Annotated in this window: 13 protein-coding genes; 5 read left to right on the top strand and 8 right to left on the bottom strand. The window is 63.7% G+C overall.

The annotated features are described in order from the left end of the window. Positions 1-39 precede the first annotated feature (39 nt). Positions 40-1,287, bottom strand: coding sequence for an aspartate kinase (locus PMI01_RS01115; protein WP_007661858.1), 1,248 nt, complete (start codon positions 1,285-1,287; stop codon positions 40-42). 181 nt (positions 1,288-1,468) lie between these two features. Between PMI01_RS01115 and ubiG the strand changes: the two genes are divergently transcribed. From ubiG to PMI01_RS01100, 3 genes are all read left to right on the top strand, one after another. Continuing rightward, complete coding sequence (gene ubiG / locus PMI01_RS01110) at positions 1,469-2,245, top strand: bifunctional 2-polyprenyl-6-hydroxyphenol methylase/3-demethylubiquinol 3-O-methyltransferase UbiG (RefSeq protein WP_007661857.1); 777 nt, start codon at positions 1,469-1,471, stop codon at positions 2,243-2,245. A 109-nt stretch (positions 2,246-2,354) separates the two neighbouring features. Continuing rightward, a complete protein-coding gene (locus tag PMI01_RS01105; protein WP_007661856.1) occupies positions 2,355-3,389 on the top strand; it encodes a glycine zipper 2TM domain-containing protein in 1,035 nt (344 codons plus the stop codon). Between the two features lie 148 nt (positions 3,390-3,537). Next, entirely contained in the window at positions 3,538-3,849 is a 312-nt protein-coding gene (locus tag PMI01_RS01100; RefSeq protein WP_007661855.1) for a glycine zipper 2TM domain-containing protein, read from the top strand. A 215-nt stretch (positions 3,850-4,064) separates the two neighbouring features. Here the strand turns inward: PMI01_RS01100 and PMI01_RS01095 are convergent, their stop codons facing one another. Genes PMI01_RS01095 through PMI01_RS01080 form a run of 4 tightly spaced genes read right to left on the bottom strand, consistent with a single transcriptional unit; the run spans position 4,065 to position 6,422 of the window. Continuing rightward, positions 4,065-4,499: a DUF1178 family protein gene (locus PMI01_RS01095; RefSeq protein ID WP_007661854.1), complete on the bottom strand. Its 435-nt coding sequence runs from the start codon at positions 4,497-4,499 to the stop codon at positions 4,065-4,067. Positions 4,500-4,514: 15 nt separating this feature from the next. Continuing rightward, positions 4,515-5,348, bottom strand: coding sequence for a carbon-nitrogen hydrolase family protein (locus tag PMI01_RS01090; RefSeq protein ID WP_007661853.1), 834 nt, complete (start codon positions 5,346-5,348; stop codon positions 4,515-4,517). Continuing rightward, positions 5,345-5,599, bottom strand: a complete 255-nt coding sequence (grxC, locus tag PMI01_RS01085; RefSeq protein WP_007661852.1) for a glutaredoxin 3 — start codon at positions 5,597-5,599, stop codon at positions 5,345-5,347. Before grxC ends, PMI01_RS01090 begins: the two co-directional genes overlap by 4 nt. Positions 5,600-5,630: 31 nt before the next feature. Then, complete coding sequence (locus tag PMI01_RS01080) at positions 5,631-6,422, bottom strand: ComF family protein (protein ID WP_035033860.1); 792 nt, start codon at positions 6,420-6,422, stop codon at positions 5,631-5,633. On the opposite strand from PMI01_RS01080, the gene PMI01_RS01075 reads away from it, so the two are divergent. Then, on the top strand, positions 6,421-7,332 hold the full coding sequence (locus tag PMI01_RS01075; protein ID WP_007661850.1) for a methyltransferase domain-containing protein: 912 nt from the start codon (positions 6,421-6,423) through the stop codon (positions 7,330-7,332). The genes PMI01_RS01080 and PMI01_RS01075 overlap by 2 nt on opposite strands. Positions 7,333-7,470: 138 nt before the next feature. On the opposite strand, the gene mutT is transcribed toward PMI01_RS01075, so the two are convergent. The 3 genes from mutT to PMI01_RS26300 form a co-directional block, all read right to left on the bottom strand. Further along, positions 7,471-7,902, bottom strand: coding sequence for an 8-oxo-dGTP diphosphatase MutT (gene mutT / locus PMI01_RS01070; protein WP_007661849.1), 432 nt, complete (start codon positions 7,900-7,902; stop codon positions 7,471-7,473). A 183-nt stretch (positions 7,903-8,085) separates the two neighbouring features. Continuing rightward, complete coding sequence (locus tag PMI01_RS26305; RefSeq protein WP_202948061.1) at positions 8,086-9,858, bottom strand: ATP-binding protein; 1,773 nt, start codon at positions 9,856-9,858, stop codon at positions 8,086-8,088. A gap of 80 nt (positions 9,859-9,938) precedes the next feature. After that, positions 9,939-10,976, bottom strand: coding sequence for an SIR2 family protein (locus PMI01_RS26300; RefSeq protein WP_007661846.1), 1,038 nt, complete (start codon positions 10,974-10,976; stop codon positions 9,939-9,941). Between the two features lie 622 nt (positions 10,977-11,598). Here PMI01_RS26300 and PMI01_RS26845 point away from each other — a divergent pair. Further along, positions 11,599-11,793, top strand: a complete 195-nt coding sequence (locus PMI01_RS26845; RefSeq protein WP_157223640.1) for a hypothetical protein — start codon at positions 11,599-11,601, stop codon at positions 11,791-11,793. Positions 11,794-12,228: the final 435 nt, after the last annotated feature.

Raw genomic sequence — 12,228 nt, 5'->3', positions numbered from 1 at the left:
AGCGGGGGATGACGACGGTGGGTGGTGGTGGCGAAGAGCCTACAGCTGATCCAGCCCGTAGGCCGCGTGCAGGGCCCGCACAGCCAGTTCGGTGTAGGCCGCGTCGATCAGCACGCTGATCTTGATCTCCGAGGTCGAGATCACCTGGATGTTGATGTTCTTCTCGGCCAGGGCCTGGAACATCGACTGGGCGACGCCGGCGTGCGAGCGCATGCCCACCCCGATCACCGAGACCTTGGCCACGTCCTCGTTGACCGCCACGTCCTCGAAGCCGATCTCGGCCTGGGCCTTGCGGACGATCTCGACGGCGCGGACGGCGTCGCGCTTGCCGACCGTGAACTCCATGTTGGCGGTGTCGGCGCTGCGGGCGCGCGACTGCACGATCATGTCGACATTGACGTTGGCGTCGGCCAGCCGGCCGAAGATCTGCGACGACACGCCCGGATGGTCGGGCAGGCCCAGCAGGGTGATCTTGGCCTCGTCGCGGCTATAGGCGACGCCCGAGACGATGCGCTTTTCCATGATTTCTTCCTCGTCGCAGACGATCGTACCTTGGCCGGGAGCTTCCCCGGGTTCGACGAAACTCGACAGCACCCGCACCGGCACGCGATGGGCCATGGCCATCTCGACCGAACGGGTCTGCAGCACCTTGGCCCCCAGCGAGGCCATTTCCAGCATTTCTTCGTAGGAGATCTTGGCCAGGCGCCGGGCCTTGCTCTCGATCCGCGGGTCGGTGGTGTAGACGCCGTCGACGTCGGTATAGATGTCGCAGGCCCCCTTCAGGGCCGCGGCGATGGCCACGGCGCTGGTGTCGGAGCCGCCCCGGCCCAGGGTGGTGATGCGGCCGCCGGCCGTCACGCCCTGGAAGCCGGCGATCACCGCCACCTGGCCGGCGTTCAGCACGGCGTCGAGATTGGCGGGCGGGATGTCCTCGATCCGGGCGCGGCCGTGGGCCTCGTCGGTGAGGATCGGCACCTGCCAGCCCAGGAACGAGCGGGCGTTGATCCCCATGTTGCGCAGGGTCATGGCCAGCAGGCCGGCCGTCACCTGTTCGCCGGACGCGACGATGGCGTCGTACTCGTCGTCGGAGTCCGGCAGGCCCTGGGCCGCGCGGCCCGCGCCGTCGGTCCAGGCCACCAGCTCGTTGGTCTTGCCCGACATCGCCGAGACCACCACCGCGATCTGCTTGCCGGTCGCCAGCTCGGCGGCGACCAGACGCGCCACCCGGCGGATGCGCTCCAGGTCGGCCACCGAGGTGCCGCCGAACTTCATCACCAGACGTGACACGCCCTACCCCTCGAAACCTAAGGTCAATTCTTGCGCCGTGAACGGCGGAACATCGCCGGACGCGCAAGCCGCGGTCTTCTAGCGGCGCGGCGGCGCAACGGCAATGTCGCGGACGTGTCTTTTTCGTCGAGTGTGGCGCCGCGCCCTGTGCCGCCGGCGATGTCGTTGCTACATCAAGGTCATGAGCCAGTCCGCCGATGCGCCCCCCTCCGCTGGAAACGCCCCCTCCTGGAGCATCGACCCCGCCGACGTGGCGCGGTTCTCGGCCATCGCCGCCGAGTGGTGGGACCCGCACGGCAAGTTCGCGCCGCTGCACGTGTTCAACCCCTGCCGGCTGGCCTTCATCCGCGAACAGGCCCTGGCGCGGTTCGACCGCGACGGCAACGCGCGCAGCCCGTTCGAGGGCCTGTCCCTGCTGGACGTCGGCTGCGGCGGCGGTCTGCTCAGCGAACCGATGGCCCGGCTGGGCTTCACCGTGACGGCCATCGACGCCTCGGAGAACAACATCAAGACCGCCGCCGCCCACGCCGCCGGGCACGGGCTGGAGATCGGCTACCGCCCCGCCACCGCCGAACAGCTGCTGGCCGAGGGCGCCGGTCCGTTCGACGTGGTGCTGACCATGGAGGTCATCGAGCACGTGGCCGACCCCGGCCAGTTCCTGCGCACCTGCACGCAATTGCTCGCGCCCGGCGGCCTGCTGATCGTCGCCACCCTCAACCGCACGCTCAAGGCCCTGGCCCTGGCCAAGATCGGGGCCGAATACGTGCTGCGCTGGGTGCCGCCCGGCACCCACGACTGGAACCAGTTCCTCAAGCCCGAGGAGCTGCGCGCCTTCCTGGCCGGCGAGCCGGTGGCCGTGCACGGCCCGTTCGGCGTGGCCTACAACCCGATGACCGGCCGCTGGAGCCGATCGACCGACGTCGGCGTCAACTACATGATGACCGTGACCAAGGACTGATCCGGAACCTGAGCCGTCGCTGGGCTTTACAGTCTCAGGGACATTTCAGGATTGGCGGCTCGCTTCGGGGGGCCCGGCGTCGATCCGTTCGTCGGAACGGAGACTTTCCATGACTTCCAGGATCACCGCGTGGTTGATGGCCTCGGCCGTCGCCCTGAGCGTGACCGCGCCTGTGTTCGCCCAGTCGGCCGACGCGGCCTATCAGCAACGCCTGCAGACCTATGGGGACCAACGCGCCGACTATGACCGGCGCGCGGCCGACTACCGGGCCCAGCAGCAAGCCTACATGGAGGAACGCGCCCGATATGAGCGGGCCCGCGCCCGCTACGACCGCCGCCACGGCCTGGGGGCCTACGACCGGCGCTATCCGGAATACGCCTCGCGCTACTATAGCCCGACCTACAGCCCGGCCTATGGCGGGGCCTACTACGGCGACCAGCGGACCTACGAGCGCGACCGCCTGGCCTATGAGGACGCCCGCCGCGACTACGATCGCCGCTACGGGGCCGGGGCCTATGACCGCCAGTATCCCGACAGCGCCGCGCGTTTCGACGGCCGCGCCTATGGCGACAACAGCGACTACGCCAGACAGCGCGCCCAGTACGACCGCGAGCGGGCCGACTACGAGCGGGCCCGCGCCGACTACGACCGCCGCTATGGTTCGGGGACCTATGACCGGCGCTATCCGGACTACGCGACGCGCTACGCCGCGCCCTATGCCGGCGCCTACGGCGACAACGCCTCGTACAACATGCCCTGCCGCATCGACGCCAAGAAGAACGCCGTCACCGGCGGGGTGATCGGCGCCCTGATCGGGGCCGTGGCCGGCTCGAACCTGGCCGCCCGCAACGCCAAGCCCGAGGGCACGGTGCTGGGGGCTCTGGTCGGGGCCGGGGTCGGGGCCGGCATCGGCAACGCCTCGGCCAAGAGCCGCTGCGACGCCCGGGGCCAGTACTGGACCTATGACGAAACCGTCGCCTATCGCGAAAGCGACCGCTATCGCGCCAGCTCCGGCGCCGAATACGACAACTACAGCCGGCGCTGCCGCCTGGCCCCGGCCGACACCGAGTACAACGGCCGGGTCGAGACCCGCTACGTGCGTGTCTGCCCGGACTCCGACGGCCGTTATCGCGTCGAGGGCTGAGCGAGCGGCGGGGGTGAACGGCGACACCGTCGCCGTTTCATCTCCCGTTCAGGTCGAATTTTCGACACTGGGCCCGCGAATAAAGCGAACCCAAGACAAGCGTGAGCGTTCTTAGGTTCGAGAACAGACACCAGAAACGGAGGACGCCATGCGCGCCCAAGTGAAAACCCTCGCCGTCGTCGTCGCCCTCGGCTTCACGGCGTCCACGATCGCCGTCACCGCGGCCGAAGCCCAGACCCGCCACAAGGTGTGGGTGTGCAAGAGCACCAAGAGCGCCCGCAACAAGGGCACCGTGGTCGGCGGCCTCACCGGCGGCACTCTCGGCGCCGTGGTGGCCGGCAAGGGCAACAAGACCGAAGGCGCCGTGCTCGGCGGCGTGGTCGGCGCGGTCGCCGGCAACCAGATCGCCAAGCACAATTCCAAGAAGAACAACTGCCACTACGAGTACCGCTACTACTAGGCGGCTCCCCGGCCGCGAACGGACAAGGGGACGGGAAACCGTCCCCTTTTTCGTGTCTTCACGCGTCCGCCTTCGCCGCCAACCCCAAATTCCGTCATCCCCCGACTTGTTCGGGGGACCCAAGCCGAGTTTGCGGGCCGGTCAGCGCCGCTTGGGTCCCCCGCATGAAGCGGGGGATGACGAGCGCTTTTGGTGTGATGGGGCTAGGAGCCGCCCTAGTTCACTTCGCTCTTCTTCGGCGCGGCCGGCGGCAACGGCGCTATCCGAATGCCGTCCTCGACCAGCGCCTTGACCTCGGTGGGCGAAGCCTCGCCGTAGATGCCGCGATCCTCGGACTTGCCGTCGTGGATGTCGCGCGCTTCCCGGGCGAAACGGTCGCCCACATAGTCGAAGTTATCCTCGACCTGGCGGCGCATCTCGCCCAGGGCGGTCTTCATCATCTCGCGCATCTGGGCGCTCGGCTCGGGCGCGGCTTTCCGGGCCTTGGTCCCCACCACGGACGGGGACATGATCTGCTTGCGCACGGCCTTGGAGCCGCAGACCGGACAGTCCACCAGCCCGCGCGCGGCCTGGTCGTCATAGTCCGACGACGAGCCGAACCACCCTTCGAACGCATGGTCGTGATCGCAGCTGAGCGCGTACTTGATCATGTCTCTTAGATGGGGTCAGGGACCCGTGAATGCACGGGCGTTCTTCAGGGCCGGGATGGCCGCGCGGGCTCGGTCGGTGGCCGCGAGGTCGAGATCGGCGATCAACACGCCCGGCTCGTCGTGGTCAAGCTTTCCAAGCACCTCGCCCCACGGCCCGACCACCATCGACCGGCCCCAGGTGCCGCGGCCGTCCTCGTGGAAACCGCCCTGGGCGGCGGCCAGCACGAACGCGCCGGTCTCGATGGCCCGGGCCCGCAGCAGGATGTCCCAGTGCGCCTCGCCGGTCGGCCGGGTGAAGGCGGCGGGGACGGTGAGAATCTTCGCCCCGCCCAGGGCCAGGGCCCGGTAGAGGGCCGGGAACCGAATGTCGTAGCAGATGGTCAGGCCGAACACGCCCAGCGGCGTCTCGACCACCGTGGCCCGCTCACCGGGCTCGTAGGTCGCCGACTCCCGCGCCGTCTCACCGGTCGGCAGGTCGACGTCGAACATGTGCAGCTTGTCGTAGGTCGCGACGATCGCCCCGGTCGGGTCGATCACCGCCTGGCGGTTGGCCGCCTTGCCGTCCTCGCGTTTCACAAGGGCCGAGCCGACGTCGATCCAGACGGAGAGCTCGCGGGCCAGGTCGCGCAGGCCCAGCACCACGGGGTCGTCCTCCAGCGCCGCCAGGGTCGGCAGCAGCCGCTCGCGGTCCTTCTGCAGGACGTTGGTCCCCTCCGGCGTCAGGATGAACCGCGCGCCCCGCGCCGCCGCCTCGCGGACCAGCGGGGCCACGTGGGCCAGCGCCGCGGCGTGGGTGGCCGGGGTGCGGGTCTGGACCAGGCCGACGCGCAAGGGGGCGGGGCTCGTCATGCGGCCAGCAGTTCGTCCAGCTTGCCCTCGCGCTCCAGCGCGAACATGTCGTCGCAGCCGCCGATGTGCTGCTCGCCGACGAAGATCTGCGGGAAGGTGGTGCGACCCGAGCGGTCCATCATCTCCTTGCGCAGCTTGGGGTCCATGCCGGCCTCGACCTCGTCGAAGTCGGCGCCCTTGTCGTTGAGCAGCTTCAGGGCGCGGGCGCAGTAGCCGCAGAACGGGCGGGTGTAGATGGTGACCTTGGCCATGGTGGATCCGTAACAGGAATCGTTTCCGTCCTCATATAGGACGCGCCTGCATTTCTGTAACGCGCGCGACCACGGCCAGGGTCACCTGGGCCGCGCCGGCCGCCAGCAGGGCTCGGGCGCAGCCCTCGGCGGTGGCCCCGGTGGTCAGCACGTCGTCGACCAGCAGCACCTTGCGGCCGGCCACCTGGTGGCGGCGCGCCTCGGGGACGGCGAAGGCTGCGGCGACGTTGCGGCGGCGGCCCGTGGCCGACTTGCCGCCCTGGCTGTCGGTGTCGCGCCGGCGCACCAGGACATCGGCCAGGTAGGGGCGATCGGTCATCGCGCACAGCGGCCGGGCGATCTCGGCGGCCTGGTTGTAGCGGCGCTTGAACAGGCGCGCCGGGTGCATCGGCACCGGAACCACCGCCTGGGCCTCGTCCAGCAGGTCGGTCGCCGCCCGCGACAGCCAGCGGGCGAACAGGCCCGACAGGTCGGTGCGGTCGGCGTGCTTGAGCTTGAGGATCAGGTCGCGCGAATGCTCGTCGTAGAGGCAGGCGGCCCGGGCCCGGACGAAGGCGCGGGTTCTTGTCTGACACAAGGCGCAGCGGATTTCGCCGGCGTCATAGGCGAAGGCCGCGCCGCAGCCGTCGCAGACCGGGCCGTCCAGGAAGGTGATGCGGCTCCAGGCCTGGGCCGACAGTCCGGCGGTCAGGGCGGCGGCCCCGTCGAAGGCCTGCGGCGGCAGGACCAGGTCCAACAGCCCCTGGGCGAACGCCGTCAGGCGAGGATGAGGCTTCGCAAAAGGTTTCCATGCCGCGCGAGAAGCCCCATCTTGCGGCTGCATGACCCACTCGCCCCTGCTCTTCGACCGCGCCCTGTTGCGCGCCCGTCTCGACCGCGCCGCCCCCGGCTTCCCGGCCGCCGGCTTCCTGAAAGCGCGGGCGGCGGAGGACGCGGTGATGCGGCTGGAAGCGATCCTGCGGGAGTTTCCGGTCGCCGTCGACCTCGGCGCGCGCGACGGGGCCTTCGCCCGGGCCCTGGCGCTCAGCGACGCGCGGCAAAAGGTCGGGCTGCTGATCCAGACCGACCTGTCGGAACGGATGCTGGCCGGCCGCGCCGGTCTTCGCCTGGTCGCCGACGAGGAGCGCCTGCCGTTCGGCGACGCCACGATCGACCTGGCCGTCTCGACCCTGGCCCTGCACTGGACCAACGACCTGGTCGGGGCCCTGATCCAGATCCGCCGCGCCCTGCGGCCCGACGGCCTGTTCGTCGGCGCGCTGTTCGGCGGGGCCACCCTGACCGAGCTGCGCCAGGCCCTGCTGGCCGCCGAGGACGAGGTCAGCGGCGGCGCGTCGCTGCGCGTCTCACCCTTCGCCGACGCCATCGACGCCGCCGGCCTGCTGCAACGGGCCGGCTTCGCCCTGCCCGTCGCCGACGTCGACCGGGTCAAGGTGCGCTACGCCCATCCGCTGGCCCTGCTCAAGGACCTGCGGGCCATGGGCGAGACCAGCGTGCTGATCGACCGCTCGCGCCAGCCGTTGAGCCGCAAGGTGCTGTTCCGAGCGATGGAACTCTACCAGGAGCGCTTCGCCGAGCCCGACGGCCGCGTGCCGGCCACCTTCGAGATCGTCACCGTCACCGGCTGGGCGCCGCACGAAAGCCAGCAGAAGCCGCTGCGGCCGGGCTCGGCCAAGATGCGGCTGGCGGATGCGCTGGGCACGGTGGAGCGACCGCCGGGGGACAAGGCGGGCTAGGTCAAAAGCCGCAACACTCCAGAACCGTCATCCCCCGACTTGTTCGGGGGACCCAAGCCGAGGCGGCCGATCCAGCTTGGGTCCCCCGCATAAAGCGGGGGATGACGGCGTTTTGTGCTGATCGCTAAACCTGGCCGATCACAGCAAATCCCGCAGCCAGGCGATCAACGGCAGGTCGGCCGGCGGCATCGGATAGTCCGCCAGATGGTCGGGCTTCACCCACTTCAGCGCCTCGTGCTCCCGGGCGGTCACGAAGCCTTCCCAGCGGCGCAGCAGGTAGAGCGGCATCAGCAGGTGGAACGACTCGTAGGTGTGCGAGGCGAAGACGAAGGGCGCCAGGCAGGCCTGCGCCACCTTGATGCCCAGCTCCTCGTCGAGCTCGCGGATCAGGCATTGCTCGGGCGTCTCGCCCGGCTCGACCTTGCCGCCCGGAAACTCCCACAGGCCGGCCAGCGACTTGCCTTGCGGCCGCTGGCAGATCAGCACCCGGCCATCGACGTCGATCAGGGCGGCGGCGGCGACGAGGACGGTCGGCTTGCCGGGCGAAGGCTGGGGAGCGGGCTGGGTCATGAGAGCCTTAGTCCAACGCGTCGCGGTGCTTGGCAAGCCATGGCGAAACCCGCGAATCCTTGGGTGGTGACGCAGTTTGAATCTGGGAGTTAGTAAGCTCGTTCCGCCGATGCGACGACGTTGGTGGTCTGGCGATAACGCTTGGCAGGCAATGGCGCGGAAGCATGTGTTTCGGAGCGCGGCCTAGAAGAACTCCTCCGGCTCTTCTGGTTCAGGCGAGGGGACGATATCCTGAAAGCGTACCGTGCTGCTCCTAGGGCGGAGTTGCTCTTCAAGGGGACGGATCGCGAGCTTGAGAGGCATTTGCCCCGCGACGCCACTAAATATGCAAGTGCCGGTGGGCAGGGTTGGGATTGATTCCTCGGTGAGCTTGTCGATGTACGATACGGCACTCGCTATTGACTGAAGGTCTTTATCGTTTATCAGTCTATGTATAAAGTAATTGTGGGCCTGAGAAGTTATAGTTGGAGAAATATCGCTTGGTCGTTGACTTGAAATTGTTACAAACACGCCAAATTTTCTTCCTTCTTTGATAATTTCTTCAAATGTCTCCAGGCGATAATCCTTCCAACTCTCTGATTCCCGGAATGAATCCCGAGACAGTATGTTATGGGCTTCATCTATAATAATGCTTAGGGAGCGCCCACCTCCAAGTTTTTTATGCTCTTCGTAAATCTTCTTTGCAAGCAGAAGAGGAACAGTCTTTTTCATTTCGAGGTTCACATCGCCCAGCGCAATGACAGCCACATTCTTCTCAAAAAGGCCGGAAGCGTTAGAAGCGCTGAAAATACGCCGGATGTCACCCTGTTTGCTCTTCAGTTTATTTATCGCCGGAGCAATGTGTTCGTTCTGCGCCCTGTTCGAGAGGATGTCATTTGATAGCTGGATGTAGCAAAAGCAAATAAGAGACTCAACAGCATCGTCCGGATGATCAAATATCTCTGCCTGTTTGTAGATATTAGTGTTTTCGATATAAGCCGGATTTTGCTTTAGGAACACATTGTTCCATTTAAATTCAGCAACGGTATTGTGCCACTCCAGGTCGCTAGAAAGTTCAACGACGTTCCCTGCTATGTCCGTCGCCGGTAAGGCCTGACGCATATAGTCCATAATTACGTCAGCCCGGATTTTGTCTGACATCTGGAGAAGCTGGATAATTTGGTTTTTAAGGATGCTGCGGACGTAAGCAGTAGGGTCCTGTGCGGCAGTAGCGCGGGCCTGGAGCGATAGTGCGCGTTTGAGGAATGGTTTTTGAGTCTTCTCTGTCGCATCTGCCAAGATGCTCACAATCTCAATGTCAGTGAAGCCACCGAGACCGAGTGAAATCTTGTCGCCGTTATCGTTTCGGGTGCTGAGGGAAAAGACTTTTTTATGGGGCGTGAGGCAATTGTCTCGCGTGAACTCATTGTTAAAGTCGAAAATAAGAATTCGACAGTTAGCCTCAAATGCCAAGGTGTTTCGAGATCGCATCTGCTCGATGAAATCTTGATACATAGCGGCCGACGTATTTGATTTTCCACTTCCGGTGTTACCAAAGATCGCGATGTGGCTGTTTATTAGGCCATCAACAGGGAGCGCGATGTCGTAACCTTCGTAATCAGACTTTGCGAAGTTTAGGCCAATGCCCTCCGGCGTCACGAGACGATGGACCTGGTGCACCTTTTCCCGCGTCAGCAGGAAGGCTTCGTTGCCCACAAGTGGCAACTCCTTGGTGCCGCCGAAAAACTGGCCGCGACGGTCGAGGAATCCGACAAGCGATACCGACAGGGTCCGTCGACCTTGAAGTGCAGGGTCCTCAGAGTACCGATCCTCGGCCCGAGCGCTTTCACCCTCTACTCGGCCGATCAGGCTCAAGAACCCCTTGCGAATATCCACATAGCTACCGACAGCGATGTTCCTGAGGACATCGCCGTCAAAAAATAGCTCCGACAAGTTCTTGTCGCTGTCGACCGTCACGAAAATCTTCCGGCCAGTAACGGCGCTTACCGTCCCTACGCGTAGAACGGCTTCCTTCTCCAGTCGATCAGGCGCGCCACTCATTTGGGTGCCTCGGCCAACACCGCCTGCAATATGTTGTTCAGTCGCGCGAAATCGACCGTCGCGCCGGCTGTGGGAGCGAGAATCGTGACGTTGCGATGGTTCGCGAATTTGGCTTGATAACCGGCGACCGAAGGTTGGTCGAAGGACACTATGATCAGCTGCGCCGTCGGGTTTCTAAGCGAGCGTCGGGTGAGATCGAGGATATGCTCATCAGCGAACGAGAAGCCGAAGGCGATCATGACCGCGTTCTCCTGCTCCAAGGCTTTTGCGTACAGTCGAAGGAGATCATAGTAAGTTCGTTCCATCAGGGTTTGATGGAACTTTCGAAGCGTGGGCAGTATCAAGAAGTGCTTCTTCAATTCTGATAATACCAGATCTGCATCCCCACGCTTCGCATCATCTAGTCGTGGTTCTAGAATGGATTTGAAGACCACACCGGTGGTGGAGGTCCCCCACGTCAAAGAGCCGTGGAGTTTCACAAGGTTGATCGTGGGTATCTCGCTGGCCTTCCCATAAATCGTGCTCGTTCTATAGGTCCGATCGAAGTATTGCTCTGGAGCAAATTTGAAATCGCCCCCAAGCCCTGCCGACCGATCAAAGCCGTCGTTCAGGCGCATACCTGGTAGTTGGGCAGCCGCGTGCTCAAGAAAAAGATCGTAATTGGTCGTAAACACGGTACCTTGACGTGGTAATGATTGCGATTTTCGCGCGAAAAGAATGCCATCCAGCAAAGATGCAAAGCGCTTATACTCTGTCAGAACGCCTTCTACGCTATGGTTTTTAATGGTTGAATTTAGCGATCTGTGAACATCGGTTATTGAATCTACGAAATCTAGACAAGTAGAATTTGCCTTCTCTTCGTCTCCGATAAGAATCAAGTCGTTCAGATCATTTTCTATGCTTCCCGCAGTTTTGATCGCCGGAAAAGAGGCCCCCGATCCAAGCAGGAAGTTTAGCGAGGCGGATTGAAAGTAAGACTCAAGGAGCTGAGTTGCCGATTCATTCGATGGATCGAATTCTACGAGAGAAACCATATTAGGCTCCCAACTTCCTGAAAACCGCTACTTCACCGAAGCAATAGCCGTTGTCAGCGAACGAGCGCTGGCCGTCAGATGTCGTTGCGATCCGGGCCGCATCTGAATTCCGAAGGACCACCCCGCCAATCACATCGTCGAGTCCGGCCTCGCAGCACGGCTCGAAGTCCAAGTCGGCTAACGACCGGCCTCCCGCGAGGCGATAATGTATTGCCACCCTCTTCGACATCAACCTGCCCCGACTACACCATTCCGATGGCGCAACCTCACAGGACTAAACTCAGGTTGCAAGCGCCTTACAACGCGTCCGGCGGGGTAAGCTTGCGCTGTCAGCGCTAGCATCTGCCTCGCGTTAACCCGAAACCTTCCCCGCCCTTCTGTGAGAGCGTCGGGTATCGCGAGCATAACGTCTATCTTCCAAGCTTACGCGAATGCAGGTGCGTCTGCGCCGTAGCGCCGTAGCGCCGTAGCGCCGTAGCGCCGTAAAGCATTGGCATAAATCTTGACAGGACGCCCTTTTTCGACTATCGCTGGTTGCGTCGCGTTCAGCGGCCTGAATTTTCGGCCCTGGGTCGAATGTCGCGATAGGCGACTTTACTGTTCCCCTTAGAGACCAACGACTATGATCATTGAGATCGACGATGACGTGGGCATCGTTGCCGCCTTCATGAAGCGCAACTTCGCTGCCGATCAGCTTGTATCAATTGCAACGGAACTTTCGCGACTCGCACCGCTCCTATGGGCCAAGCATGGAGATCGTAAGGTTTCAGGCGCTACATTGGGTTCGCCCCTGTCTATCCGCGAACTCTTTCTGTAGCCACGATCAGTTCCCAGGTAATCGGGCTGGGGACCTGATGCTGGTGGTGGTCTTCAGGCGGAAAGGGATCGCCCTGATTAGCGGCGATCTCATTTCTACAGTTTTTGCACCGATAGATGCCTGAGCGAGGAACCTCGACGCCCGGTCGATAGGGGCCAGTCTCTAAGTTCTCATCACACCGGAGATCATTTAGTGAGACATAGAACGCCATTCAACTAATCCCATCGCTTGCGTTGCAGCAACTTAATGGCGATTAGCTACTCAAGCATTACCGAAGAGATGCGGCGCCATAAAGCGGCCCGTCTATCTTCCACCACCCAGCTTCCTGTACTCTCCCAAGCACATAGAGCAGATCGACGTGCTGTCCGGCTCCAGCGCCTCCGCAGTGGCCGTGGCGTCTTCCAGGCGATAGAACGGCAGCCACTCCCCGGCGGG

Source organism: Caulobacter sp. AP07, from assembly GCF_000281955.1.
Taxonomy (GTDB): Bacteria; Pseudomonadota; Alphaproteobacteria; order Caulobacterales; family Caulobacteraceae; genus Caulobacter.
The sequence above is the reverse complement of the archived record's forward strand: the minus strand, read 5'-3'. Positions and strand labels throughout refer to the sequence as shown.